The sequence below is a fragment of the Domibacillus iocasae genome (assembly GCF_001750285.1).
Lineage (GTDB): Bacteria > Bacillota > Bacilli > Bacillales > Domibacillaceae > Domibacillus > Domibacillus iocasae.
On record NZ_MAMP01000012.1, the window covers coordinates 156,043 to 181,547 of the forward strand.

Genomic DNA, 25,505 nt, shown 5'->3' on the forward strand with positions numbered 1-25,505 from the left:
AAATATTCCAGACTTGATGAAAGAAGCGTTATTTCACCTCGTTTTAAGCTTTCATGAAAAGTGAGGAGTATTCAATTCGCTGGAGAATACAAAAAGTTTTTTCAGCGTCCATTATTCAAGGAAGGTCATACATACTTATATAATGAAAGATAAATCAAAAGTCTTTTTGGGAATATACGTTCTCTAAAGTATATAACAGCGCACGCCAATAAGAAAAGGGAAATGAATAAAAAAATTGTCACCAATAGATAAAACGGCTAATAAGGCTAATGATGAGTGAAATTAGGCGATGTTAAACAATACTATTGATAATTCACTAAAAAGAAAAAGAACCTTTGATTAAAGATCCTTTTGTTAATATATGTAGGAAGAACATATCTAAAGCGGGATTTTCGTGGGTCCGCATAACCGCCTTTTATTTGGTGTCCAAGAGAGCAAACAATCACAATGGCTGCAAAGAGAAGGGTTAGTTTTTTGAATTTAAAACTCTTCTTTCTATATTTTTTTATTTCAAAGAGTACACCTATCTACCTCTTTATTCAATAAACTTTTTAATGATCTCAGAAAAACGTCACAAATATCTGAAAACTACGTCTGTTCCTTTCTAATGCAATGGCTAAATCCGAAAATATCCTTCTAAAAAAGGCGCTGCAAAATTAAAAACACCCCTTCAGATCGAAGGGATGTCTTCTTGCTTTTGAGTTTTACGTGTTTCCTAACGGCGAGACAATTGCTGTTCCGCCATTTGTACAAGACGCTTCGTGATCTCACCGCCGACAGAACCGTTTTCACGTGCTGTTGTATCCGCACCTAGCTGAACACCAAATTCAGAAGCAATTTCGTACTTCATTTGGTCAATAGCCTGCTGGGCACCTGGAGCCAATAGTCGATTGCGGTTGCTGCTTGACATGATTAATCACTCCTTCATAGGTGTTTGAATCGTCTTGCCTTAACAGTATGGGTCGTTTCAACGCCTCTCATACGGGCAACTTAATCAAACAGAGCATTTTTTTAGAAAGACTTTGTTGACCGATAATGTTGATTAAAACCAAAGATTAAAACGTTATTTCTCCAGTGAATAAGCCGAATAAAAGAAATGCTAAAACAAAAGCCAGGAATGAAAGTAAAAGTTTATTTTTTAGTCTTATTGCACTCATTTGGTTATTAAGTTATCCATCTAGCCAAAGGCTGACATAGTGAGCAAAACAGTTATTACTGTTGCAAGTATATTGACAAAGCTAAATGGTTTGCGGCATGGGTTCAACAAAGTAAAAGTTGAGAGCAATAAGTGCATTAAATAAGAAGAATTAATAAATAAAAAACTTAAGGTAGGGCATGTATAAATAACCTCTATTCTTCAGATATCTTATGTCTAATTTATAGTCTTTCTTGAAAGGTAACAAGGAACTTATACTCAACAGTTCGTCCCAAAACAAAAAAACGAGTGAAAGACAATTCTTCACTCGTGCTTGTAAATTACTTTTTGATTCAGAAAATCAAAGGCTCTCCACTCGTAAACTTTTCAAAGCTTTTTGCAGAGAGGAATAGACGGGGATATCTGAAGTGTTGACATTGACGCCTAAGTTAATCATGGTTTGGGCAATCTCGGGTCTGATCCCGGTCAGTAATGCTTTAATCCCTAAAAGAGAAAGAGCGTTTATGACTTTGAATATTCGATCTGCTACCATGGTATCGATGATTGGAACGCCTGATAAATCTATAACGATATATTCTAAAGACAATTCACTGCTTTTTGTCAAGGCTTTATCCATTAGTTCCTGTGCTCTTTTCGTGTCAATGTCTCCGATTAAAGGAAGAACGCCGATAGCCTCATCTACTTTAATGACAGGTATTGATAATTCCAGTGCGACTGCTTCTGCAGCATTGATACGGGTAAGGAATTTTCTTGTATAAGACAGGCTAAGCCAGTGAACAGCCCGGTCCACAACGGCATCAAACCGTGAAAGGATCTCATAAAATTGATCAAAGGATAAATCGTATTTAACGGCTTCATCTTTAATGATAAGACCGATTAGGTTCCGATAATCCCGTACTTCATCAAGGGCAATATCCAAGGGCAGATTTAGATTCACCAGAGTATCGACAGCTTCGTTTCCCCATCCCCTCAAAATACTGAATGTGACGTCCATATCTCTTGAAATAGAATAAGCGTAAATTTCAACAAGATTTTTACGCCAACTTTTTAAATGTTTTTCGATGTTTGCATGGACTTGATTGCTGTCCAGATTAGCTTTTTCATTAATCAACTGGTCCCGTAGACTCAATATTTTGTTCGAGATGTCACCAACATAATGATCGTTTAAATATAGACTCAAATAGAGCTGCCTCCTAACCTTTTCGAATTATTTTACCACAATAAAAAAGTTCAAGAAAATAATACTCAACATCAGACCGAAACTGTGTAATTAAAAAACTCCTCTGAAATTTCAAAGGAGTTAATATAAAGAGCTTTTAATTTATTAATTTATCGATAACAGCTGATTCCATGGGACAGTTGAAAAAATACATTAAGAAATTCGAATCAAGATGATAGGTCCTATCAGACACATACTATGTAATATAGTGAAGTTCTTGTCGAAAGAGGAAAAATCTCTGTTCGTTATTTCCCGTTACTTAAAGCCTCACAGATGATTTGAGCATCTTTCGTAAGCCATCGTTGGGTCTCTGGTAAATTAAATAATTGTTCATGCTCACTGTAAGTCAGTTTAGCGTTGGGGAAGTTCATATCCCGCACATATTGATTCATTCTTTGTATAGTACGTTTCTGATCCAGAGAAAGAATATCGACATCAGATGTTTGATTTATATCACGGATTATTTTAATAAGTTGTTGAGCATTCTCATTTAAAAGTGAGTAATTTTGAGGTTCTGTTACCCGCATCCATTCTTTGTTTATCCTAGAGCGAGCAGTAGCAAAATCATTTTTGTCACAAGCTTGATTAATATTATAAATAACAGATTCTATTCTCATAGTTCACCTCTTCAAGATATAAGCATACTCAAAAATTTTAGTTAAAAAGACCTAAATTGTCAATATTAAAAGATATAGTTTAATAATTATAGCCACTAATAAATTTATAATTTGGATTTTCTGACAAAAAATGATGAATGGTTTAAAGAATTAATAGGAGGAAAACCAAAATGGCATACCGTGGAGCAGTAATTGAGCAGCAGTAGACGAAAGAAGAAATGGATGCTTACTGGGCAGAACGGATCGAAGGCAAGCGCTCAGCTCATGTAAAGAAAGCGGAACAAGATGATGCGCTGCGCTTTTCGAAGAATATTGAGCGAAAGGGAAACGTGCTGAGTCTGACAAGGCCAAACAAGCAGCAATATGAGAGATATGTTAAACAGGGGCTGACAGAACAGGACATCATTAATCGGTATCGGTATCCTCAGTAGTTGCCGGCAGCCTGGCTACAGGAAGCGAAGAAGCGGTGGGAAATTGCATAAAAAGAGCCAGGCAAGAGCCTGACTAAGAAATGGTTGACTTATGGAGTTGAGTTATAAAAACAACAGTACCAGTATGAACTACTTAATAAAAATTTATACAAAAAATGCTTAATTATTGTTCTTCTAAAGGCTCAACTTTAATAGCTATTCCTTTTGGGGGATCAGAATACATTAAAGCCGAACGCATTGTAACTGTTACTTGTTGTCCCTTTTTCAGGTTAGATAGTACACCTTTATCAATATCTGTAACATAGAAAACAATGCCATCTCTATCAGAGGCTGGCTCTATAGCAGGAGTTACCCAAATAGATTCAGAATCTGCCCATTGTATATAGCCAGTTCTTTCAGAAAGTTTGTCATGTGGATCAGAGCTTTCTTCTGACACATTGTCCGGTGGTGGAGTTGTTTCTTCATTTGGCTCATTGCACGCTCCTAAAAAGAGCAACGGAAGTGATAAGGCAATGAAGCCCGTTTTTAGTTTCAATTTAATTCCTCCTTTTGTATTTTGTTGTAAGGAGGAGAGTATTAATAAGCAACCAAAAAAGAAAAAAGCCAGAGAAGCTCCCCGGTTCTTTAAAATATTGCTCGCGACTTTATTTTAACAGACTGGGGGCGGTCCGGGGTGGAAAAATCAACATTAGATATAAAAATGACAACAGAGATTGATTCTTTGATGAAACAAAATTGTACGTGGTGAAAGATGTCCGGCTCGTAAGCCATAAATTATCCGATTATGGCCAGGCTATGTCGTTACGATGGGCGGTCGAGTAGATCGTTTAGAGACGAATACAAAAAGGAAGATTTAATTTTAAATTGTTTAATGCATTCTTCCAAAACTTCTTTAATTTTATTTTTTATTTGATTGAAGGAAATTTAAATGTAACTTTTTCCTAAGTTACATAATTAAATGAAACCAACGGATAATAACAAAAAAATAAACGGAGTGATAAAAGTTGCCGGATTTTTTAAACGATATACCCTCTTTGCCGTATCCATTAAAGATCCTGCTGTTGCTGTTTGCTGGGATTATTCTTCTTCGCACTGCCGGGAAGAAGTCACTGTCTTCTATGACTGTTGCAGAAGCTGTGATGAGGATTGCAGTAGGTACAATCATCATTGGACCTTTAGCATTAAAAACAGAGTGGGAAGCCATTTATGGAGGCACTTTATTTATCATAGGAATAGTCTTATTAATGAAAATGCAAATATGGTTCCCGAAAACAAGAGAGATGCTTATAGGCGTACCATCTGTATTAATTAAAGATGGAAAGATGCGGCTGGATGAGTTAAGAAAAGCCAGAATGACAACTGATGAGTTAGAAGTCGCGCTTCGCCAGCAAAAAATCGGAAGTATCGAAGACGTAGAGCTGGCTATATTAGAATCTAATGGACAATTATCGACTACTCTAAAGCCAGGTAAAGCTCCTGCCACAAAAGAGGATATAGAAAAAATAGTATCCCTCTTAGTTGGAAATGGAATTCTTTCTTCTTCAGAAAATAAATCTTCTTCAACACCGCCATTATTTAAAGAAGTTTACGAAGAGGCGAAGGATGAAGATTTTAAGCCCGAAGAACAATGAGTTAAAGTACTGTGTAGGTAAGAAGGAAAGTTTTAATAGATAGCCTAACGGAAAAACCGAGGGCACTGAATGAACGCACAAGCTGCGTTTATTTGGTGCTCTTTTTTGTTGTTTCAGCAGCGCCTGTCGTTGCAACCAATCTACAATTTAACCGCTATTTTTGCAACCGAGGAGCGATGGGATGAAAACGATGAAAGAGCAGCTGCAACAATGGGTCAAGAAAAAACAGTCCGCCAGACAGCCAGAGAAGCTCACTGAACGGGATTTAAGGAATTTGATGAGCGAGCGACGCGGCAAAGGCGGCACCTGCAAATAAAGGAGGACTGGACATGCGAAAGCTTATTTACGAATATAAACAGTCGTTACGTACGTTAAAGGAAGTGAAAGCTGCTATTGAAGCAAAACCGGAATTGTCAGAGTAAGATATACAGGATAAAACGCTTATTAACAGCATGATCAGTGAAAAGGAGTTTGCTCTTCAATGGATGGTATCCGGCCGGAATCCTGACGCAAGGCGAGGGACACATCGGAAAGGGGTTTATACGTTAGATCCAAAGCTTATTGAAGCTGTGGTGCCTAATAAAATGTTTGAAGAAGAAAGAAAAATTACAGCTGATGAGCAATGGTTGCTGGATGATGTGCTTGTTGATTTAACTGAGCAGGGATGGAATTTTTTATTTTCTCTCAAGAAAAATTGATTAAAAGTGTGGATTTCTGCAAAAATGCGTTACCCCGCAAAAAAATGCGCTATCCCGCAATTTTTTTTCGGTGACTCAAAAACATTAGTATATTATGATGAAACAGGTCTTTTCGACATTATTCGATATGATTTAATTTATCAAATTATTAATAATAAACGTAAGAGCGCAAAGTCGCGGTCTAATGTTTTATGGGTTATGAAAGCTGGGATATCAAATAGGGCTTTAAATCTGTATTGGGAACAAGAACCGGTTAAGGTAGGGTGAAATATGCGGAGCGATATAGAGAAACTAAAAGTGAACGTTGAAAAGTTTTTTTGTTATTACAAAATTATCCGGATGACTCTGAGTCGACTTTAGTATTTGTAATATTTTTACAAAGTTTTTTAAGGGCCATCACCTGTACAGAAGTGTTGCCAACTATGACATTGACAAAAGAACATAAGCCAACTATTTTTCATACAATGAAAAAGCTTTCAGAAAAAGACAGTATGCTAGCAATTCTGATGGGCTTATCGATGGATCTTCCGAAGCAGAAAACAGGCTTTAATCTATTTACAAAAGTAAAGAGGTAGGACGGTAAAGATGGGACGAAAATGGACAGACGAAGACGTTTCCTTTTTACAGAAACGTGTTGGCAGCTGCTCCTTATCAGCTATAGCCAAACAGCTTAAGCGAAGTGAGGCTGCAGTTTTATTGAAATTGAAGAAATTGGGTCTAGGAAACACTAAGAATGCTACTGGTCTCTTAACTGGCAGTGAGCTGGCTGAAGCTTTAAATGTAGACAGGAAAACTATACATTATTGGGTTCAGTTTCACGGACTTGAAGCGACATCGCGTATCACGTGTTATGAGCGGAAATTTTGTCTAATTGACGTGAATTCTTTCTGGAAATGGGCTGAACAAAACCAGGAGAAGGTCAATTTCAGCATTATCGAAAAGCATGCACTGCCTCCTGAGCCAGAGTGGGTAGATGAAGCCCGTAAGATAGATACAGGTAAGACAAATAAGGCATATAGACGTTGGACAACAAAAGAAATTGAACTCCTTTTAAAGTGGAGAAAAGAAGGGAGAAGTCTCAAAGAGATTGCTGCAGAGCTGGGGCGAAGTAAAATTAGCGTTGAGCGTCGTTATGCACGTTGCAAAAATAATTGAGGAGCGGAAGAACAGCAGCCTTATTCCTGTTTCATGAAAAGGCTCTTTTTTCTTTGCTCAAAAACAAAGAACCTATTAATCTAAATCAATAGGTTCTTCAGTAACATTTAAAGCAATTTTTACAATAATAACGTTTCGAAAATTAACTTCAGAATCAATCATAAAATCATCTGGGAGAGTAAATACGGACTTTAAAAATCCAGAAGCATGTACAGGGGATTTGAAATGGGTACAGTCTAATATATTACTCGTCGTGTGAATAGATCCACCTCCTTTAAAAGGGATCCTTAAATATTCGTCTCCAGATTTTAATACATAAGTTATTTTTCCCATTAGTCGCTCCTTCCTTTTTTATAAAATGTTAATATTCATAAAAGCATATTAAATACCCACTTTAGGTTGTGAAAAAACTCTTTTTTTGTCGTACGGATGCCGTATATATGACAGATAAAAAAATAAAACCCCGTCACATGACAGGGTTAAATAATTTTCTTTATACCGCAATTACGGTATTCACGGTGAAAGACCTCACAGGTGCCGTGAGGTCTTTAAAACTTGGTTAAGTACCGCAGTCGTAATATGCACCTATTTAAAATATGCCCAGTAGGTAAGCTCTTGAAACTTTTCTTTCTTAAATTGATTAGTATGATAAGAAAGAAAGTAGGAAACTATCTCCTTTTATCGAATTTATTTTTAAAGAAAGGGGATGGTTAGGTGGAAAAGGATATAGTAAAAAATTTAGTGGAAAAAGGTTTTGAAGTCGTAGACTTTGTAGATATACGCGACCCAAACCATTCATTTGAAGAAATTTAAATGAATTAATTCCTAAACGATAAAAACCCTGCCAGCTGACAAGGTTAAATTATTTTCTTCATGACACAGTTACGGCACTTGCGTAAAAAAACAGCATTTTTAATCGAGCTCTTAAATTGAGCGTTGTCGCAGTTATCACAACGGCCGCTTTTAATGTCCGGGTACTCACGGATGTTATAGGTGATGCTTAAATCGATTTCTTGTTTCGTTCCCATGCTGCACACTCCTTTGAAGTCACTTGAACATGATAACAGAATTTATGCTGGCAGAATGCAGGTAAATTTTTATTCTCTTAGGGGAATATAAAAATTAAAGTTGAAAGGAGAGTAAACGAAATGGGAACTGAAAGAGATCCGGGCACTGAAAATTGCGTTGGTGAGCTTAGCCAGCACGAAAGAGATGTTTATCGCTTCATGAGAGATCAGTACGACAGAACGATGAATTATGGTGCTGATGACGACGCTGAAGTTCAAGATCCTCAAATCACCGCAATCGTCAGCCGTGAATTCAATATTTCTGCAGAAGAGGCCAGAAATATTTATACGAGTGTCGAAACAAAAATTGCTGATTTTCTAAGGAAACAATAAGAAGAAAGATAAGCGCCCATTGCGGTGCTTTTTTCTTTGCCCAAAAACAATCTCGGAGGTGGTGATGATGTGAAGTGGTAAACTGGGAAGATATCAGAGCAGAATGGGAAACAACCAAGATCCACGCTTGCTGCATTAGCGGAAAAGCATGATATAAAATCGGCACCTTAAAAGCAGGAAAAGCCGTGAAGGATGGTCCAGGAATCCATCGAAAAAGGATGCAACCAAAAGTGAAAAGGTTGCAACCATTAAACAGAAGGATGCAATCAAAAAAAGCACGGCGGACAATCAGGCAACAAGGAAAATCCAAAGCCAGCTACTAAATTTCCAAAACGCAACAAAGCAGCTGAGAAGCACGGACTGTTCTCGAAGTTTCTCCCCGACGAAGTAAAAAAGATCATGGACGCGATGACCGATCTTTCCGCTGTGATTTAATATGGAAGCAGATACAGATCCAGTTTGCCGCGATCATCCGCGCTCAGCAGATTATGTGGGTAAATGATAAAGGAGATAAGAGATGGAAATATTGCATAAAGAAAAAGTAACTCAAATTAAAACCATTACTTGTACTTAGTTTGTTTGTATAGGATATAATTTGATTTATTAAAGAATTAAGGGTGTGAAAATGTGACTGCAGTCTCTGAGTTTACTGACTACTTAAATAAGAATACAGAATTATTAGCTGTTGAAATTGTTGATGCTGTTCTTGATAAAATGAAATTAGAAATTCCAGAATGGGAAAAAGAACAAGCGATTAAGATGTACATAGAATTTATAGGATTTTTAGCAAGACGCCTTAATGGAAACGAAGAAATAGCATCTGAAGACTTGATATTGTGGAGCAGGGGAAATGGTGAACGTGCAGCGTCTTCAGGGGAGAGAATTTCAGAAATTATTGTTCGTTATCCACCTACCCGAATGATTCTTACTGAAATGATGATCCAACTGGCTGTGAAGTATACTTTTTCCGTAAAAGAAATTTCTTTAGTCATTAATGAAATGAACTTAATGCTTGATATAAGTATTAATGAAACGATTTTTGCTTTTGAACGTCGTAATGATAAGATTTTGCAGGATACTCAAAGAGAAATGGAAAAATTGTCTGCACCTATTGTACCTATTCGAGATGGGATAGCAATCCTGCCTTTGATTGGAAAGATTGATTTTTATAGAGCAGAGTATCTTTCTCAAAATGTGGTACCCAGAATTGCTGAGTTAGATATTGACTATCTGATTGTTGATTTTTCTGGTATTTTGGATATCGACCTAGAAATCGCTCAGTATCTCTATACTATTGAGAGCGTTCTTCGACTGATAGGAATCCAAACCATTGTAACGGGCCTTCGCCCAAGCTTGGCTCAAACGGTTGTGCGAGGGGGAATTGATATGTCAAATATAAAGACTTTTGCCCATCTTAAACAAGCCCTCGAAAGTATAAAGTAACTTAGCTTCTATTTGAATGTGAATCTGATTAATATAATTTGCTCAAAAACTTCTTTACGAACGGCGAAAAGATTCAAAAAGGAGCGGTCCGGGATAACTTCGAAGAGAATAAAAAAAATCGTGATTTTTGGGCAGCACGAGAAAGCTTTGATACCACTATTCGCTCATACAACTGGCGGACTGATCGTTACGAGTTTGAAGTGGATGAAGAAAAGGTCCGGGAAGCAATTGAGGATTATTTAGCCATTTTTATTCAAATGGCGGGGCGCTGAATTGTTTCGGGGCATTGTCACGGATCGAGTGTTCATGTATATTGAAGCGGTTGACTCATTTAAAAACAGGGAAAAGATGAGGAGAAATCGGTGGAAAGGAGACTGAATATGAGAATTGGCTACGCCTGTATCAATATGACCATGCCTTCTAAGTTTAAAACGTGCCGGTTGAAAACGGTCGAGCTGGAAGGGATGCAAAAAGTAAAAGAACTCACACTTCATAATTTAAATGAAACACTACAGGTCATAAAGTGGAACATTGCACACGATATTTATTTTTACCGTATGAGCAGCAACCTTGTGCCGCTCGGGACGCATCCGATTATGACATGGGCATGGGCAGAGGATGAAGATGTCCGCTATATTACGGATCAAATCAAAGAGCTAGTTGCAGCTTATAAGCTTCGTTTATCTGTTCATCCCGGACAGTACACGCTTATTAATTCACCTAATGAAGAGGTCGTCCGCAAATCCATTTTGGATTTAATTCATCATCAAGAGTTGCTGGCGCTTACGGGAGGAACAGATATGATTTTGCATGTTGGCGGTGCATATGGAGATAAAGAAGCTGCGAAAAAGCGCTTCGTTTCTGCTTACAAGCTGCTTCCAGACACTATTAAAAATGTGATGCGAATCGAAAACGACGATAAAATTTTCACGATTGACGATGTGCTGGATATTTGTGAACAAACAGGTGCGGCCGCTTGTTTTGATATTCATCACCACGTATGTCATCATGAAGAAGAAACCGATATTAAAAATGTGATGCACAGGGCAATAACCACATGGGAAAAGATCGGCATTCCGCCGAAAATGCACATTAGCTCCGGAAAAACGGGAAAAACAGACCGGGCACACTATTCATACATTTTAGAAGAGGACTGGCATTATTTTATGAAACATCTGCCGGATCTTTCTGTTGATGTAATGGTGGAGGCGAAAATGAAAGAACAAGCAGTATTACAATTAAGAGAGAGAACCGAATAAAAAAGCGCTCATCCGAAAATGGAAGGGCGCTTTTAACGTAACAATTGTTTTGAATATAATCAGCTATCCAATCGCCTGCAAGCTTGCCTGCTTTGCTTGTTTTTGTGCGGTCTCCACCAGCATATTTACTGCCTGTTGAACATATTGTAAATACATCCTGTCCTCTTTACCGGTTAATATCGATCGTGAATTTGTAGCGGTCGGCTCGGTAAGATGATTTCACGTACTCAAGTGGCGTCCCATCTTTTAAAAAGGTATCTCGTTCAATCAATAAAACGGGCGCCCCTTTGTGGACGAGCAGATGCGGCCGTTCTGTTTCGTTTACAATAGCTGCTTCAATCGATTGAATGGCGTGGCCAATCGCAAGCCCAAGCTCCTCTTCGATGTAATGGTAAAGGGACGCGGCGGTAATGGTTTCAGTCAGTCCTTTTACCAGGTTCGCGGAAATATAAACGGTTTCGAGTGCCATCGGAACATCGTCTGCCAGCCGAATTCGCTTAATTTCATAAACCGGTGTATGTTCTTTTAAAGCAAGCCTTTCGGCGACTTTTGCATCCGCTGGAATGATTTCAAAGGCAAGCAGTGTATTGGCAGGGGTCATCCCGCGCGCTTTCATATCTTCTGTGAAACTTGTTAGTCCAGAAAGCTTTTGTTCAAGCTTCTGTTCCGCCACAAACGTGCCGCGTCCTTTTTGGCGATACAACAGCCCTTCGTTCACAAGATTGGTGATCGCCTGCCGAACCGTCATCCGGCTCACATCAAGCAGCTCTGCATATTCGCGCTCAGAAGGAAGTAAATTGCCCGGTGTCAGTTCACCGTTTTCAATTTGCCGGCGGATAGAATGCTCCAGCTGAAAATAAATCGGCATAGGAGAGTGTTTATCAATCATCGTGTTCTTCCTTTCACGTAAATATTGAGAGCGCTTCATCATCTGCTATTATTGTAACATGAGGATGATGATGCAGCGCAGACGCAGGAAAGTCTTCCGAAATTTCCCCTGACAATAGCTGATGGACAGCTGCTGCTTTTTTCGTGCCCGAAGCTAGCAGCAAAATCTCGCTGCTTTTCATAATAGAAGCAATGCCCATTGTGATCGCCTGCTTTGGTACATCTTCAATCGAGTGAAAGAACCGGGCATTTACCTGGCGGGTTGAATGGGCTAATGTTGTAATGTGAGTCGTTTGATTAAACGAGGTGCCTGGTTCATTAAACCCGATATGCCCATTTTGTCCGATCCCGAGTACTTGCACGTCAATGCCTTTTTCATCAATGATGGATTCATAGCGTGCACATTCTTTTTGTAAGTCTGCTGCTTCTCCATTCGGAAGATAGCTGTTGGATAAAGGAATGTCCAGGTGGCGAAAAAGGTTTTCTGTCATAAATGAGTGGTAGCTGTTCGGGTTTGAAGCAGGCAGGCCGATGTACTCATCTAAATTGATCGTTGTAACATGCTGAAAAGATGTTCCATGTTTCCTGCGATCGAGAATTAATTGTTCGTACAATCCTTTTGGTGTGGAGCCAGTTGCCAGGCCAAGGGTAAGGATTGGGTTCTGTTTTATCTTCTTTAATAAAAATTCAGCTGCTCTTTTGCTCATTTCTTCGTAGTCAGGTACTTGAATAATCTTCATCATTTTGTCTCCTTTTGAAACGCGATCATGCCGCGGCAAATCGTTTTTTGAACACGGAGCTCCTTGTCGTAAATGACAATGTCTGCATCTTTTCCGACTGTGATGCTGCCTTTCCGGTCATATAAATGGGCTTGCTTTGCAGGATTTTCTGCGGTCATTTTTATAATGTCCTGCACGGTGCAGCCTGTGAATTCTCTCATGTTTTGAATCGCTTTTTGCATCGATAGTGTACTGCCGGCAAGTGTTCCATCACGAAGAATGGCTTTTCCATTTGTGACGCTCACAGCTTGGCCGCCTAATTCGTATTCCCCGTCCGGCAGCCCTTTTGCGCGCATGGAATCCGTAATAAGAACGGTACGCTCAGCTGTTTTTTGGTTAAATGCAAGCAGGACCATACGCGGGTGAATATGAATGCCATCTACAATCATTTCTGTATACAGCTGATCATGAAGTAAAGCGCCGCCGACCGTTCCTGGTTCGCGGTGGTGCATACTACGCATGCCGTTATATAAATGAGTGATATGTGTTAAGCCGGATTTTGCTGCTTCATCAAGCTGTTCAAATGTTGAGTCCGTATGACCGGCCGAAGCGGTTATATGTAAATCGGCTAAAAACGATACAAGTTCTAAGCCATTTTGTTCCTCCGGTGCCAAAGTGACCAGCCTGATTTTTTCTCCGGAGAGTGTGTGCCAGCTTTTAAAGAGGGACACATCTGGTTTTAATATAGCGTCGCGCGGCTGTGCGCCAGGGTGTTTTTTTGAAATGAACGGACCCTCTAAATGAATACCGGCAATCTCTGCTGTTCCCGGTGTCTGCTCATAAGAAGCAATGCAGCTAAGTGCTTTTTCAATAACTTCTCTTTGCTGTGTCATGGTCGTCGCTAAAAAAGTGGTTGTTCCTTCTGAAGGGAGATAAGCCGCCATTTTATGAAGAGAATCAAGAGACGCATCCATTACATCCGCGCCCGCTGCACCGTGAATATGAATATCAATGGCCCCTGGTAAAATGAGCAATTCATCCGAAACGGTTATGACTTCGACCGATTCGTACTGTGGACGTTGTGACATGGGTCCTGCTTCAGCAATTTTGCCATTCGTTATACGGATAAAACCGGGTGTGAACACCTCGTTTTCTGCATAAACCGAGCCGCCTTCCATAATATAGTCGTTCATTGTAAAACACCTCATTTTTTCTTTGTGTTGTGACCAGTTTAACGAAAAAAAATCTAGTTGTCTATACCAATTTTAAGTGATTGTTAAAAATTTATCGGGTTTTTAAACTTGAATATTTTTTAATCGGTATAGACAACTATACTTAATATTGATAAGGTACTTTTAACGAAAACGTTTTATGATTGTTTTTTATATTATTTTTTAGGAGGAATGGTGAGTATGATGAAATATTTGCAAAGTATTGGCCGTTCGTTAATGCTGCCTGTAGCCGTTTTGCCAGCTGCCGCAATATTAATGGGAATTGGCTACTGGATTGATCCGACTGGCTGGGGGGCGGACAATGCAGCGGCGGCATTTTTAATTAAAGCGGGTTCTTCGATTATTGATAACATGGCCATTCTTTTTGCAGTGGGAGTCGCCCTGGGCATGTCGAAGGATAAAGATGGATCGGCAGCATTAAGCGGGCTCGTTGCTTATCTTGTTGTGACCACGCTTTTGTCAACCGATTCGGTCGCGATGCTTCAAGGGACGGATCCTGAAAATGTTAATGCAGCATTTGAAAAAATCGGCAATCAGTTTGTTGGTATTTTATCCGGAATTGTTGCTTCTATTATGTACAACCGGTTCAGCCACGTACAGCTGCATGACGCGCTAGCTTTTTTCAGTGGAAAGCGGCTCGTGCCGATTATGACCGCGGTTTCCATGCTCGTTATTTCTGGCATTTTATTTTTCGTTTGGCCGGTTATTTTTACAGGGCTTGTTTCATTCGGTACAGCGATCAGTAAGCTCGATTTTGTCGGTGCAGGCCTGTACGGATTTTTCAACCGGCTGCTCATTCCAACGGGTTTGCACCATGCACTCAACTCCGTTTTCTGGTTTGATGTCGCCGGCATTAATGATATCGGCAACTTTTGGGCTGGAACAGGGGAAAAAGGAGTAACTGGGATGTATCAGGCAGGCTTTTTCCCTGTGATGATGTTCGGTCTGCCGGCTGCGGCGCTCGCCATGTACCATACAGCCAAAACAAAACGGAAAAAACAAGCCGCATCACTGCTGCTTGCAGCGGGATTTGCTTCCTTTTTCACGGGTGTAACAGAGCCTTTGGAATTCTCTTTTATGTTTTTAGCACCCGCACTTTACGTTGTACACGCGGCACTAACCGGTCTTTCGCTCGCTGTAGCGTCATTCTTTCATTGGACAGCCGGATTCGGGTTTAGTGCGGGAATGGTGGATTTCGTGTTAAGTTCAAGGCTGCCGCTTGCGAATATGCCGTATATGCTGCTTATCCAAGGACTTGTCGTTGGACTCATTTATTATGTATTGTTCCGATTTTTGATCCGAAAATTTAATTTAAAAACACCGGGAAGAGAAGATGAACCAATCGATGCGGTCGTGGCTGACACGGAGTCAGCCAGTGAGTTTGAACACATGGCCAAGGTTATTTATGACGGACTTGGCGGCGATGCCAATGTTACATCCGTTGATAACTGTGTAACAAGGCTGCGTGTGGAAGTAAAAGAAATGGACATGGTTGATCAATCAAAAATAAAATCAACGGGTGTGCCGGGCATTCATATTGTCGGTCCACAGAGCATTCAAGTGATCGTCGGAACAAAGGTCCAATTTGTCGCGGATGAAATTGCCCGTATCCGTAAAAAATAAAGGGCCTTGTCTTGGCCTTTATTTCCTGAAAAAATGTCGAGTTCCTCAAAATACAAGACACCGTTCGAATGAATGAACGGTGTCTTCTTTTCATTTTCCCAAATCCGTGTCCGGGGAAAATGTTTATGGAATTGATGTCTTGCTTCTTTCATGATGATTTTATAGTAAGAGCCATTTGGGTAGCGATAATGATTAACTGGCTGAGCAACGGGCGGTTTTCTAAGTTCATCCACAAACTTTGGAATGGTATTTGGATCTGATGGGTTCACGCTATTACTCAAGAGATCTAATGGTGTAGAAGAAGGTTATAAAAGATATAGATAATCCCTTGTGGTCGGTAATTCATTATTCACTCCTTTGCTGATAAGGAATTGATACAAATCTGAGTTTCCGATATGAAAATTGGCTGCGCAGGCATTTAAATAAAGACGCCACATGCGGATAAAACGATCATCGAATTTTTTTTCGACTTTATCGATATTCTTTTCAAAATTCATAATCCAGTGTTGAAGTGTCCGATAATAATGCAAACGGAGGCTTTCAATGTCGATGATTCGAAAATTATGAAGTGACATGTGATTGATCAGTTCTCTTACGGAAGGGATATATCCGCCGGGAAAAATGTATTTACCCAAAAATGTATTTACCTCTGTCTCAAATAGGCCCGTAATACAGTGAATCAGCGCGACGCCTTTTTCTTTTAAAAGCTTATCAACTTCATCCATAAAAATGGGGATATTTGCTTGTCCAACATGTTCAAGCATGCCAACACTGACGATCCTGTCAAACATCATTTTTTCTTTACTTAATTCACGATAATCGACTAAACGCACTTCTACTTGGCCGACAAGTCCATTTTCCTCAATACGCTTTTTTGTTTCCAGGTATTGCTCCTCGCTCAATGTAATCCCCACGGCCTTCACCTGATAGAATTTAGCCGCTTCGATAATCAAATATCCCCATCCGCATCCAATATCGAGTAATGTCTGGCTGGGTTTTAGATTTAATTTCTTTAATGTATGGTGAATTTTGTTCATTTGAGCTTCATATAAGGTGTCTTCTTTTGTTTTAAAATAAGCGCATGAGTAACTCATCGTCTCATCAAGCCATAAACGATAAAAATCATTACCTAAATCATAATGATAAGAAATGTCTTCTTTTGACTTCTTCACCGTGTTTGATTTGATTTTGGATATCTTTCCAAGGACTTTATGCTGGTGTAAGAAACTATCTTTATTACTGAAAATAGATTCAATAATTTTCTCTATGTTCCCCTCTATGACCAATTCACCGGACATGTAAGCTTCAGCAAGTGTCAACGTCGTGTCGCTTACTAATTTTTTTGTATTCAGCGGTTTTTTAAAAATCAGTCGAAAGGCAGGCTCCCCTTTATTGAAAGCTTTTTCTTCTCCGTCCCAGAAAGTAACAAGAAACGAGTCGTTAGAGGCTTTTTCTAAAATTTTTTTGTAAATGGGCTTTTCTAGGATTGCAGCCATATTTCATCTCCCTATTTTTTTGGAATTTTCAAAATTAAAACTCCGCATTAGGTTAAGTTAATTTTTCCCTTCAATAATAAGCTGATCGATCAAATAACTGGAGATTAATGTATTTTGGTTTAGTATGGGCTGTTATAAGTAAAATCATACATATTGGAAAGGTGTTTTAAAGTAATAGATAGTTATATGCAATCGATGTTTTAAAAAGAACACACTGTTAAGATACTATTCGCGCTTTCATTATTTTTTAGCGCCCAACATTTGGTTTATGCCGGATTTCATGCTTCATCATTCCCTGATTTCCTTTCTTATGATTGCCTCTTTTTTAGAAGGGACATAATGAGTATGAAATTTATAAATGAGGTGATGGGTTGAAACGTAAATTAATCATAATTCTAGGCGCGATATTTGTTCTGCTAATGACTGTTGCGTTGATCATTCATATCATGCATGATAATGAATCCGGCCGACGTGTAGCAATTGGGGGAATTACTGTCAGTGCTTTGCCCATGCTACTGTTATTTTTGAAAAATAATCCGTTTAATATTCCTATCATCATTGGTTATTATGTTTTCCTTTTTTGTGCCACTTTTTTGGGCGCCACTTTGCATTTTTACGTCACGTTCAAATGGTGGGATATGGCCCTTCATTTTTATGCGGGACTCTTCGCAGGGTTTATTGGGATTGCGCTTTATAAGCTTTTCATCCCGCCAGAGGTACGAAAAGTTGTGTCACGCTGGATTCTTTTTCTTTTTGTCCTTTCGCTCGGAACATTTGCGAATGCCCTTTGGGAGATCTATGAATTTGCAGGAGACCAGACGGTTACCCGCACTATGCAAAAAGGCGGAAATACAGATACTATGGGTGACCTGCTTTTTGGAATAGCAGGGGGTCTTCTGGCAGCAATTTATGCAAGCAGTCAAAAACAAAAGGTATGAGAAATAAGAGGGGAAGGCGAACAGATGAAAAGTAAAATAGTTATTTTCCTTAGTGTTGCATACGTTCTTTTCATGGCTGTATTAGCTTTTTTTTACTACACGGATGGTGATCATAAAAAGGCGCTTGTTGCAGCAAGCGGCGTTGTATGTGGAGCAATTCCTCTCATTTTGGCCCTTTTTATCAGGCTTCAATTTAATTTGCCCCTTATCATTTTTTATTTTATATTTCTCATGAGTTCACAATATTTCGGATCGATTTTAGGGTGGTATGGGCTTGGCTGGTGGGATTTCTTTTTGCACGTCATGAGCGGAGTCCTTCTTGCATTTGCAGGCATTGCCTTGTGTGAGCGCTTCGTTCATAGAAGAGCGGGCAAGGAGATCTCATCTTGGTTTGTCTTTCTATTTACTCTTTCTTTTGCTGTATTAGGCGGCGTTGTGTGGGAGATTTATGAATTTAGCATGGATCAATTTTTCGGAATGACTTTGCAAGGCGGCGGGAATAAAGATACCATGCTGGATTTAATAGCAGATACGCTTGGAGGAATCATTATTGCGTTACAGGCTGGTCGTTTGAATACGTCTAAAGACGAGGAAATGCAGGGGGGATAAGGGCATAACAGCGGCATATTTACTCCGTTTATTAGAGACAGGTAATGGTAAATTAATAAAGAAAAAACCCGAAATTTTGGCTCAAAAGGCCAAAATTTCGGGTTTTTCAATTACACGACCGGAATCCAGCCCGGGATACTTTGATAGTACTCCATCATTTCATCCGAAAGGACCAATTCTTTTTGATCTTTTTTCGGTAAAGTGGTACGAATTGTTTCTTCCTGACCTTTCTCTACCTTTTGTACCCACTGAGGTTCCATAATTAAGGCGCGGCCTAACGCAATTAATGGTACGCCCGTATCCATTGCTGCAATTACATCCTTTGGTGTGTGCAGCATGCCGACACCGATTACTGGAACACGGTCTCCTACACGTTCTTGAATCATTACGACACGAGATGTTTTGTCATTTGTATCACGGATGGATCCATTCCAAAACGCGCCAACGGAAATGTGGAGGTAATCCAATTGTTGATCAGCTAACTTATCCACTAATACCAATGTATCTTCCATGGTGATACCGGGATTTTCTCTTTCTTCAGGGGACAAACGGTAACCAACAATAAAAGGTTGTTCAGCGTGGTCAGCAACGGCTTTTTTCACTGCCTCTACAACTGCCAGCGGGAAAGCCAAACGCTTTTCAAGTGTGCCTCCCCATTTATCTGTTCTTCGGTTTGAATGCGGGGAAAAGAACTGCTGAAGCAAGTAAGTATTCGCTCCGTGAATTTCAACTCCATCAAATCCCGCTTCAATGGCTCTGCGAGTCGTTTCTCCAAAGGCTTGCACCATTTCCGTAATTTCTTCAGCTGTCATTTCACGAGGGACCATAGCGTCATCACGTTCTGCTGCTACTGCACTCGGGCTAATGGGCTGGCCATCCGGTAAAAGTTCAGGCGGACACATTCTCCCGCCATGAAAAATTTGCAAAATGGCTTTAGCGCCTTCTTCTTGAATGGTTGTTGCTAATCGTTTTAGACTCGGGATCAATTCGTCGGAATCGGCTCCAAATTCACCCGGGAATCCTTGGCCGTTTCTTTTTACATACGTGCAGGCAGTGATAACAGTACCAACGCCCCCAGAACGCGCGCGATAATAAGCGAGCTCTTCATCTGACACTTCTCCGTTATCGCAGGCAGCAGTATTCGTCATCGGTGCCATCACTATACGATTTTTAATTTCGACTCCAGAAGGGAAGGTAAAGGGTTTAAAAGCTGGTTCATATTTAGAATTCATTGTTAAACCTCCTTTTGGTATAGTGTGCTGCACACGTTTTCCACATATAAACAACGTGTGCAGCGTACTTAATTAATGAATAATCCAGTTGTTGCAAGTTGGTGTTTTTTATTTTGTAATATCGGCCACAATTTCATAAGAACGAAGACGTGCCTGATGATCAAAAATTTGACCGATGACCATCATTTCGTCCGCTTGGGTATCATCTAAAAACGCCTGCATTTTTTCTTTCACGGTTTCGGGGCTGCCAACGATGGAAGAGCCCAATTGATGCTGCAAAGCGTCGATTTGATATTTGCTCCAATGATCTTCCAAATTTTCTACAGGCGGCTGCAACGGCACTTCATTCCCTTGGCTTAAGTTAAGAAATTGCTGCTGCAGTGTAGTAGCCAAAAGCTGCGCTTCCGCGTCCGTGTCTGCGGCAATAACGTTAACTCCAACCATTGCATGCGGTTTGTCGAGCACATTCGAAGGCTGGAAGGAACGGCGGTATAAATCCAGAGCCCCCAGTGTGTTGTTTGGAGAGAAGTGGCTGGCAAAGGCAAATGGCAGACCGAGCTGACCGGCCAGCTGTGCGCTGAATCCGCTTGAACCGAGCAGCCAGACTGGAATATTCAGGCCTTCTCCAGGAATAGCTCGTACATGCATTTTCCCTGCCGCCAGAGACGGGTCAAAATAGGCGAGAAGTTCCATCAATTGTTCCGGAAAATCCTCACCATTACTTCCAAGGTTACGCCGTAAAGCCTGTGCGGTACGCTGGTCAGTGCCCGGTGCACGGCCAAGGCCGAGATCGATACGTCCTGGAAACAGTGATTCGAGTGTCCCAAACTGCTCGGCGATGACGAGGGAAGCATGATTTGGCAGCATAATGCCGCCAGAACCCACCCTGATTTTTGATGTGCCGGCTGCCACATGACCGATTACGACAGAAGTGGCCGAACTGGCAATGAAGGGCATATTGTGATGCTCAGCGAGCCAGTACCGGTTAAAGCCCCATTTTTCAGCATGCTGGGCAAGATCCAGCGTGTTTTGAAACGAAATGGCGGGAGTACCACCGACTACAATCGGCGAAAGATCCAATACTGAATATTTAATATCGCGTAGTTGTTTTGTGTTTTTAGAGCCAGACATAGTTTCAACTTCTTTCTATTTATAATACAAGCTAAAGGAAATTTTTTTGTCTTTTTAATTATTGTCCTGTAGAATACGTTCTTTTATTTTTCTTAAACAGTTTCATGCAACAATCAAGTAGTGGCCTGTAAACAATTTTGAGAATAGATGCGGAGCATTCATGATACGCATCTTTTAAATCGAAAGAGAACTTTTTAACTTCTTTGCCGCTGCGTTCAACCTTTTAGTGGTTGGCAGCTTCAGCCAAAATTTCATAAGAGCGCAGCCGGGCCTGATGATCAAAAATTTCGGTGTGGGCCATTATTTCGTCTGGTTCCGTTTTTTCAATCAGCTCTGCTAGTTGTTGTTTAATGCCCGATGGATCCCCGATGAGGGACGTAAAAAGCTGTTCTTCTACTGCTATGCGCTCACGCTCACTCCAAATGGTCTCCATGTTGTCCACAGGAGGCTGCAATGGTGCCGGCTGTCCACGGGTTAATAATAAAAATTTTTGATACATGGAGGTAGCAAGCCTCTGCGCTTCTTTCTCCTCATCTGCTGCAACTACTTGAACAGATAAAAGTACATATGGTTTATCAAGCATTTCGGACGGGCGGAAATGCTCCCGGTAAACGGCCAGTGCTTCCATCATATTGCCTGGAGCAAAATGGCCGGCAAAAGAAAACGGCAGCCCAAGTTTCCCGGCCAATTGGGCGCTGTAAAGCCCTGAGCCCAGCAGCCAAATCGGCACTTCCGAATTTTCGCCAGGAATCGCATGGAATGTATGTGATCCATTAGTCATTGCTGTTCCTGAACCGTATAAGTAAGCAGTAAGCTCTTGAAGCCGCTCTGCAAATTCTGGTTCTCCGGCAGCGCGGGGACGCAACACTTGGGCTGTGTAGGCATCGGTGCCTGGCGCGCGGCCTAAGCCAAGATCAATCCGGCCGGGAAAAAAGGCTTCCAGCGTCCCGAATTGTTCGGCCACCGATAATGGAGAGTAATGAGAAAGCAGCATCGCACCGGAACCAATACGCATTTTTTCGGTTACAGATGCGACTCTTCCAATGACAACCGGTGAAGCAGAACTGGCCATTCCCACCCAATTGTGATGCTCAGCCAGCCAAAACCGCTTGTATCCCCATTTTTCTGCTTTCTTAGCTAAATCAAGGGTGTTCTGAAGGGACAGCTCAGCAGAACCTCCTGCTATAATGGGAGAAGGATCAAGCACAGAAAGCGGTGTTTTTACTAAATCAGCCATAATTAACGTTATCCTTTCCTAAAACATATATAAATTTCTACACGTCATCTTTTTTTCTTACTTTTACTCTTTTTCAGCAGGGTTATGTGTAGGGAAGTAAGGTAAAACATACTCACCAAGCTCTTGAATAATATCTTCAGCCGGACGCTGCGCAAAGTATAAAACGAACGCCAGATGATTAACGCCTATTGCCTGAAACTCATGAAGCAGTTCGATTAAATAGTTGCGTCCAAGATGGAAACCCAGTGGGATTTTCATCGGTTGTTTATCGGGATTTTCCGATAAGTCGATAAACAAAGTTTGCGTAAAAGGCTTAAACACTCCTGGTGCTTTTACATCTGCCAGTCCGCGATAGTCCTGTACCAGCCTTGCTTGCTGTTTTATGTCTCTAGGGTATTGAATCCACCCGTCACCATGTTCGGCAATCCACTCAATCGACTGGCTGCTGAAGCCGGTCGGCATAATCGGAATAGAAGAGTAAGGCTTTGGAAACATTCTCATCTCTCTGCCGTCAATGACGCCTGAACCGGAATGGATAGTCGGGCTGTTCTCATGGAGCAGCCGGTCAAGCGTATCATAATTCTTATTAAAGAGGACGCCGCTTTTTTCTTTTGATACACCAAGAGCGAAGAAATCTTTTTCCCGGTCGCCAGAAGCGACCCCCATGATAAGACGTTCAGGAAACAATCGATCAATGGAGACGGCTTCCTTTGCGACTCGTACAGGATGGCGAAGAGGAAGGACGACGCTTGCTGTACCTAATGCAATTTGTTTTGTTTGTGCAGCCAGATACGTTAAATAAATCCAGATATCATACATTTGGCCATTATCATCAATCATAAGGTTCTGCATCGTCACATCCCGCAGCCAAAGTGCTGAAAATCCAAAGTCTTCAATTTTACGGGCCAGATTCAATTGATTTTCCATAATAGGCATCTTGCTCATTTTTGCAGTCGGCAGGACAAAGCCAAGTGTCATTTTGTTCTTTTGGTACATTCTTTGATAGGCTCGGTGTTCTAACAAGCTCATTTGGTTCCTCCTTCGCCATGTATCACAAGTTTAAACCGATATAGTGGTAGAATTGCTTAATCATTTCTTCGTTTCTTCGGTAATACGTCCATTGCCCAATTCTTTTCGATTCCAGCAGCCCGCTCTGCAGAAGGATGGATAAGTATTGGGAAGTTGTGGACTGAGAGGTGCCTGTTTTTTTATGAATATCGCTCACACAAACGCCGCCTTCAAAATCTGCCTCTTTAATCACATGTGCCTGCGCTGAAAAGTTTGTTTCCGCATCTTTAAGCATTTGGAGGATATTTAATCTTGTCTGATTAGAAAGTGCTTTAAAAATTTCAACTGCTTTTTCGTCATTCATCGCATGTAATTCCTGTTTCAAAATTGTCAGCACCCTTCTTTCTTCAGTATGTCCAGAGATTTTAAACTAACCATATGATAATATTTACATATCGGTAAATAACGATATGCCGATATTATGCCTGTTTTACCAAAATGTCAAATAGTATGAACTTTTTATGTACAGCCAAATAAATGCTAACAATGATGCTAAATTTGTCGATAAATAAATATGATAACAAAAAAAGAATGAGGTGCACAATTTTGAATTGGTTTTACAATTTAAAAACGTCGGTGAAATTAGTATCAGCGTTTGCAATTATGGCGATTATTGTCGGGTTAGTGGGTATTTTTGGTTTAACAAACTTAGGGAAAGTGAATGAACAGCTTACTTTCATGTATGATGAGCGGGTTGTCCCAATCAGTGATTTAGGGAGTACTGAAACGAATTATCAGCGTATTCGTGTTAATATTCGCGATATGGTGTTTGTAGCTAAAACACCAGAGGAAAAGAAAGAGTTGGAGGATAGGTTGAAGGAAATCCAAGCGGAAATTGATACCAGTATTGAAAAATTTGAAAATACATATGTGGTAGAATCTGAACAGCAGCTGCTTGATCAATTACATCCCGCATTAGAAGAATACTATGGCTATTTAGACGAAGCAAAAGGGTATGCTTATGCTAATGACACCGAAGCTTATCTTACATTAGCGCCTGCATTTAAAGCAGCTGGTGATAAAGTACAGGATATTCTAAAGGAGTTAATTCAATTAAATATTGAGCTTGGTCAAAAATCAAAGGCAGAAGCGGACGCATTAGCAAATTCTGCTCGTACAATAACAATAATAGTCATTGTTTTGGCGGTATTATTTAGTGTTGGATTCGGATATTCCATCGCTCGAATCATTTCAAAACCATTAAAGAATGTTGTGGCATTAGTGGAGAATGTTTCCAAAGGTGATTTAACTAAAACAACAGACATTCATACAAAAGATGAAGTGGGACTATTAGCAGTTTCAGTCAACAACATGATCATGAGTTTAAGACAAACAGTAGGAAGTATTATTGTATCATCTGAAAATGTGGCTGCATCCTCACAAGAAATTTCAGCTACGACCGAGGAAATCGCAGGCAGTGCCTCTAATCAAGCCAATGACGCGCAGACCATCACAGAATTGTTCCGGGACATTGCCAATAGCACAGAAAGTCAAGCCAATGATGCCCGTGTAATGAAAGAACAATTTAATGAGTTAAACGAGGCCATTAATTCCATCTCGAAAAGCGCAGAAGAAACATCAAATCTTTCAGAAGGAATGCTTCAGGTCTCAAATGAGGCAGGGAAAATTGTTAAAACATCTATGAATGGCATGAATCAAGTAAGTGCTCAAATGAGCCTTCTTGAGGAAGATGCAGAGAAAATTGGTCAGATTATCACCGTTATTAGCGGAATCGCGAATCAAACGAACCTATTAGCCCTAAATGCGGCGATTGAAGCGGCACGTGCAGGAGAGCAAGGGAAAGGATTTGCCGTAGTAGCAGATGAAGTTCGAAAATTAGCAGAACAGAGCAGTACGGCGACAAAAGAGATAACGGATATTATTAAAGAAATTCAAAGTAATACGAAACAAAGTGTTGTATACGTGAATGACGGGGTAAGTGCAACGAATGAGACGGAGAAAGCATTCGACTATATTTCTGAGATGGTTCGCGAGTCCGTTACAAAGATAAATGAAATTGCAGCAGCTAGTGAACAGCAGTCTGCACAGTCAAGTGAAGTAATGCGTTCTATTGAGAACATTGCAGCAGCCAGTGAGCAGCAGTCTGCTCAAACAGGGAATGTAATGCGTGCAATCGAAAGTATTGCCGGTGCAAGTGAAGAAGCAGCTGCAGCCAGTGAAGAAACGGCGGCAACAACCCAATCCCTTGCAAGTCTTGCCGAGGATTTGAATCAAACCGTGTCCGGTTTCAAACTACAATAAACGTACAGATCATTTTCTTGATTTGGTTTTAATTAATCGTCAGAAACACTCACCATGTCTG

Annotated in this window: 28 protein-coding genes; 13 read left to right on the forward strand and 15 right to left on the reverse strand. The window is 40.5% G+C overall.

The window, feature by feature from the left end; translation table 11 throughout:
• Positions 1-715: 715 nt before the first annotated feature.
• From BA724_RS05285 to BA724_RS05295, 3 genes are all read right to left on the reverse strand, one after another.
• Positions 716-910, reverse strand: coding sequence for an alpha/beta-type small acid-soluble spore protein (locus BA724_RS05285; protein ID WP_069937619.1), 195 nt, complete (start codon positions 908-910; stop codon positions 716-718).
• 586 nt (positions 911-1,496) lie between these two features.
• Entirely contained in the window at positions 1,497-2,336 is an 840-nt protein-coding gene (locus BA724_RS05290) for an STAS domain-containing protein (RefSeq protein WP_083256083.1), read from the reverse strand.
• Positions 2,337-2,620: 284 nt separating this feature from the next.
• Positions 2,621-2,992, reverse strand: a complete 372-nt coding sequence (locus BA724_RS05295) for a hypothetical protein (RefSeq protein ID WP_069937620.1) — start codon at positions 2,990-2,992, stop codon at positions 2,621-2,623.
• 218 nt (positions 2,993-3,210) lie between these two features.
• Here BA724_RS05295 and BA724_RS05300 point away from each other — a divergent pair, with 218 nt between their 5' ends.
• Positions 3,211-3,423 (forward strand): hypothetical protein, encoded by a 213-nt coding sequence (locus BA724_RS05300; RefSeq protein WP_069937621.1) that lies wholly within the window; start codon positions 3,211-3,213, stop codon positions 3,421-3,423.
• Positions 3,424-3,586: 163 nt separating this feature from the next.
• On the opposite strand, the gene BA724_RS05305 is transcribed toward BA724_RS05300, so the two are convergent.
• Positions 3,587-3,958, reverse strand: coding sequence for a DUF3221 domain-containing protein (locus tag BA724_RS05305; protein WP_069937622.1), 372 nt, complete (start codon positions 3,956-3,958; stop codon positions 3,587-3,589).
• Between the two features lie 469 nt (positions 3,959-4,427).
• Here BA724_RS05305 and BA724_RS05310 point away from each other — a divergent pair, with 469 nt between their 5' ends.
• The 4 genes from BA724_RS05310 to BA724_RS05325 all read left to right on the forward strand — a co-directional run bounded on the left by BA724_RS05310 (position 4,428) and on the right by BA724_RS05325 (position 6,907).
• The gene (locus BA724_RS05310; protein ID WP_069937623.1) at positions 4,428-5,054 is read left to right on the forward strand and encodes a DUF421 domain-containing protein; all 627 of its coding nucleotides are present in this window, start codon (positions 4,428-4,430) and stop codon (positions 5,052-5,054) included.
• A gap of 69 nt (positions 5,055-5,123) precedes the next feature.
• Positions 5,124-5,312, forward strand: a complete 189-nt coding sequence (locus tag BA724_RS18515; protein ID WP_169818504.1) for a hypothetical protein — start codon at positions 5,124-5,126, stop codon at positions 5,310-5,312.
• A 194-nt stretch (positions 5,313-5,506) separates the two neighbouring features.
• A complete protein-coding gene (locus BA724_RS05315) occupies positions 5,507-5,752 on the forward strand; it encodes a hypothetical protein (RefSeq protein WP_141719876.1) in 246 nt (81 codons plus the stop codon).
• Positions 5,753-6,337: 585 nt separating this feature from the next.
• On the forward strand, positions 6,338-6,907 hold the full coding sequence (locus tag BA724_RS05325; protein WP_069937626.1) for a helix-turn-helix domain-containing protein: 570 nt from the start codon (positions 6,338-6,340) through the stop codon (positions 6,905-6,907).
• Positions 6,908-6,982: 75 nt separating this feature from the next.
• Here BA724_RS05325 and BA724_RS05330 read toward each other — a convergent pair whose 3' ends face one another.
• A complete protein-coding gene (locus tag BA724_RS05330; protein ID WP_069937627.1) occupies positions 6,983-7,240 on the reverse strand; it encodes a hypothetical protein in 258 nt (85 codons plus the stop codon).
• 524 nt (positions 7,241-7,764) lie between these two features.
• Positions 7,765-7,935, reverse strand: coding sequence for a DUF8096 family protein (locus tag BA724_RS18520; RefSeq protein ID WP_169818505.1), 171 nt, complete (start codon positions 7,933-7,935; stop codon positions 7,765-7,767).
• A 120-nt stretch (positions 7,936-8,055) separates the two neighbouring features.
• On the opposite strand from BA724_RS18520, the gene BA724_RS05335 reads away from it, so the two are divergent.
• From BA724_RS05335 to uvsE, 4 genes are all read left to right on the forward strand, one after another.
• Positions 8,056-8,307 (forward strand): hypothetical protein, encoded by a 252-nt coding sequence (locus BA724_RS05335; RefSeq protein WP_069937628.1) that lies wholly within the window; start codon positions 8,056-8,058, stop codon positions 8,305-8,307.
• Between the two features lie 627 nt (positions 8,308-8,934).
• On the forward strand, positions 8,935-9,750 hold the full coding sequence (locus tag BA724_RS05340; protein ID WP_069937629.1) for an STAS domain-containing protein: 816 nt from the start codon (positions 8,935-8,937) through the stop codon (positions 9,748-9,750).
• Positions 9,751-9,788: 38 nt separating this feature from the next.
• On the forward strand, positions 9,789-10,022 hold the full coding sequence (locus BA724_RS05345; RefSeq protein WP_069937630.1) for a hypothetical protein: 234 nt from the start codon (positions 9,789-9,791) through the stop codon (positions 10,020-10,022).
• A 108-nt stretch (positions 10,023-10,130) separates the two neighbouring features.
• Entirely contained in the window at positions 10,131-11,009 is an 879-nt protein-coding gene (uvsE, locus tag BA724_RS05350; RefSeq protein ID WP_069937631.1) for a UV DNA damage repair endonuclease UvsE, read from the forward strand.
• Between the two features lie 166 nt (positions 11,010-11,175).
• Here the strand turns inward: uvsE and BA724_RS05355 are convergent, their stop codons facing one another.
• The 3 genes from BA724_RS05355 to nagA are packed head-to-tail and all read right to left on the reverse strand — an operon-like array spanning position 11,176 to position 13,809.
• Complete coding sequence (locus BA724_RS05355) at positions 11,176-11,898, reverse strand: GntR family transcriptional regulator (protein ID WP_069937632.1); 723 nt, start codon at positions 11,896-11,898, stop codon at positions 11,176-11,178.
• 13 nt (positions 11,899-11,911) lie between these two features.
• Positions 11,912-12,637, reverse strand: a complete 726-nt coding sequence (gene nagB, locus BA724_RS05360; RefSeq protein ID WP_069937633.1) for a glucosamine-6-phosphate deaminase — start codon at positions 12,635-12,637, stop codon at positions 11,912-11,914.
• A complete protein-coding gene (nagA, locus tag BA724_RS05365; protein WP_141719877.1) occupies positions 12,637-13,809 on the reverse strand; it encodes an N-acetylglucosamine-6-phosphate deacetylase in 1,173 nt (390 codons plus the stop codon). Before nagA ends, nagB begins: the two co-directional genes overlap by 1 nt.
• A gap of 219 nt (positions 13,810-14,028) precedes the next feature.
• Between nagA and nagE the strand changes: the two genes are divergently transcribed.
• Positions 14,029-15,471 carry an N-acetylglucosamine-specific PTS transporter subunit IIBC gene (gene nagE / locus BA724_RS05370; RefSeq protein ID WP_069937635.1) on the forward strand — a complete coding sequence of 481 codons (1,443 nt, stop codon included), beginning with the start codon at positions 14,029-14,031 and terminating at the stop codon, positions 15,469-15,471.
• A 305-nt stretch (positions 15,472-15,776) separates the two neighbouring features.
• Here the strand turns inward: nagE and BA724_RS05375 are convergent, their stop codons facing one another.
• Positions 15,777-16,958 carry an SAM-dependent methyltransferase gene (locus BA724_RS05375; protein WP_141719887.1) on the reverse strand — a complete coding sequence of 394 codons (1,182 nt, stop codon included), beginning with the start codon at positions 16,956-16,958 and terminating at the stop codon, positions 15,777-15,779.
• A gap of 380 nt (positions 16,959-17,338) precedes the next feature.
• On the opposite strand from BA724_RS05375, the gene BA724_RS05380 reads away from it, so the two are divergent.
• Positions 17,339-17,905 (forward strand): DUF2238 domain-containing protein, encoded by a 567-nt coding sequence (locus BA724_RS05380; protein WP_069937637.1) that lies wholly within the window; start codon positions 17,339-17,341, stop codon positions 17,903-17,905.
• A 24-nt stretch (positions 17,906-17,929) separates the two neighbouring features.
• Positions 17,930-18,514 carry a DUF2238 domain-containing protein gene (locus tag BA724_RS05385; protein WP_069937638.1) on the forward strand — a complete coding sequence of 195 codons (585 nt, stop codon included), beginning with the start codon at positions 17,930-17,932 and terminating at the stop codon, positions 18,512-18,514.
• Positions 18,515-18,624: 110 nt separating this feature from the next.
• Here the strand turns inward: BA724_RS05385 and BA724_RS05390 are convergent, their stop codons facing one another.
• The 5 genes from BA724_RS05390 to BA724_RS05410 all read right to left on the reverse strand — a co-directional run bounded on the left by BA724_RS05390 (position 18,625) and on the right by BA724_RS05410 (position 23,486).
• Entirely contained in the window at positions 18,625-19,746 is a 1,122-nt protein-coding gene (locus BA724_RS05390; protein WP_069937639.1) for an NADH-dependent flavin oxidoreductase, read from the reverse strand.
• A gap of 108 nt (positions 19,747-19,854) precedes the next feature.
• Complete coding sequence (locus BA724_RS05395; protein WP_069937640.1) at positions 19,855-20,877, reverse strand: LLM class flavin-dependent oxidoreductase; 1,023 nt, start codon at positions 20,875-20,877, stop codon at positions 19,855-19,857.
• Between the two features lie 223 nt (positions 20,878-21,100).
• On the reverse strand, positions 21,101-22,114 hold the full coding sequence (locus BA724_RS05400) for an LLM class flavin-dependent oxidoreductase (protein WP_069937641.1): 1,014 nt from the start codon (positions 22,112-22,114) through the stop codon (positions 21,101-21,103).
• A 63-nt stretch (positions 22,115-22,177) separates the two neighbouring features.
• A complete protein-coding gene (locus tag BA724_RS05405; RefSeq protein ID WP_069937642.1) occupies positions 22,178-23,143 on the reverse strand; it encodes a TIGR03571 family LLM class oxidoreductase in 966 nt (321 codons plus the stop codon).
• A gap of 22 nt (positions 23,144-23,165) precedes the next feature.
• Positions 23,166-23,486: an ArsR/SmtB family transcription factor gene (locus tag BA724_RS05410; protein ID WP_069937862.1), complete on the reverse strand. Its 321-nt coding sequence runs from the start codon at positions 23,484-23,486 to the stop codon at positions 23,166-23,168.
• A gap of 242 nt (positions 23,487-23,728) precedes the next feature.
• Here BA724_RS05410 and BA724_RS05415 point away from each other — a divergent pair, with 242 nt between their 5' ends.
• A complete protein-coding gene (locus BA724_RS05415; protein WP_069937643.1) occupies positions 23,729-25,444 on the forward strand; it encodes a methyl-accepting chemotaxis protein in 1,716 nt (571 codons plus the stop codon).
• Positions 25,445-25,505: the final 61 nt, after the last annotated feature.

Bases quoted from the DNA above. Each gene is read 5' to 3' on its own strand.
- nagA (WP_141719877.1), bottom strand. From the start codon at position 13,809: ATGAACGACTATATTATGGAAGGCGGCTCGGTTTATGCAGAAAACGAG.
- BA724_RS05355 (WP_069937632.1), bottom strand. From the start codon at position 11,898: ATGATTGATAAACACTCTCCTATGCCGATTTATTTTCAGCTGGAGCAT.
- BA724_RS05300 (WP_069937621.1), top strand. From the start codon at position 3,211: ATGGATGCTTACTGGGCAGAACGGATCGAAGGCAAGCGCTCAGCTCAT.
- BA724_RS05400 (WP_069937641.1), bottom strand. From the start codon at position 22,114: ATGGCTGATTTAGTAAAAACACCGCTTTCTGTGCTTGATCCTTCTCCC.
- BA724_RS05325 (WP_069937626.1), top strand. From the start codon at position 6,338: ATGGGACGAAAATGGACAGACGAAGACGTTTCCTTTTTACAGAAACGT.
- BA724_RS05410 (WP_069937862.1), bottom strand. From the start codon at position 23,486: ATGAATGACGAAAAAGCAGTTGAAATTTTTAAAGCACTTTCTAATCAG.
- BA724_RS05285 (WP_069937619.1), bottom strand. From the start codon at position 910: ATGTCAAGCAGCAACCGCAATCGACTATTGGCTCCAGGTGCCCAGCAG.
- BA724_RS05390 (WP_069937639.1), bottom strand. From the start codon at position 19,746: ATGAATTCTAAATATGAACCAGCTTTTAAACCCTTTACCTTCCCTTCT.
- nagB (WP_069937633.1), bottom strand. From the start codon at position 12,637: ATGAAGATTATTCAAGTACCTGACTACGAAGAAATGAGCAAAAGAGCA.
- BA724_RS05385 (WP_069937638.1), top strand. From the start codon at position 17,930: ATGAAAAGTAAAATAGTTATTTTCCTTAGTGTTGCATACGTTCTTTTC.
- uvsE (WP_069937631.1), top strand. From the start codon at position 10,131: ATGAGAATTGGCTACGCCTGTATCAATATGACCATGCCTTCTAAGTTT.
- nagE (WP_069937635.1), top strand. From the start codon at position 14,029: ATGATGAAATATTTGCAAAGTATTGGCCGTTCGTTAATGCTGCCTGTA.
- BA724_RS05330 (WP_069937627.1), bottom strand. From the start codon at position 7,240: ATGGGAAAAATAACTTATGTATTAAAATCTGGAGACGAATATTTAAGG.
- BA724_RS05295 (WP_069937620.1), bottom strand. From the start codon at position 2,992: ATGAGAATAGAATCTGTTATTTATAATATTAATCAAGCTTGTGACAAA.
- BA724_RS05315 (WP_141719876.1), top strand. From the start codon at position 5,507: ATGATCAGTGAAAAGGAGTTTGCTCTTCAATGGATGGTATCCGGCCGG.
- BA724_RS18520 (WP_169818505.1), bottom strand. From the start codon at position 7,935: ATGGGAACGAAACAAGAAATCGATTTAAGCATCACCTATAACATCCGT.
- BA724_RS05335 (WP_069937628.1), top strand. From the start codon at position 8,056: ATGGGAACTGAAAGAGATCCGGGCACTGAAAATTGCGTTGGTGAGCTT.
- BA724_RS18515 (WP_169818504.1), top strand. From the start codon at position 5,124: ATGAACGCACAAGCTGCGTTTATTTGGTGCTCTTTTTTGTTGTTTCAG.
- BA724_RS05395 (WP_069937640.1), bottom strand. From the start codon at position 20,877: ATGTCTGGCTCTAAAAACACAAAACAACTACGCGATATTAAATATTCA.
- BA724_RS05405 (WP_069937642.1), bottom strand. From the start codon at position 23,143: ATGAGCTTGTTAGAACACCGAGCCTATCAAAGAATGTACCAAAAGAAC.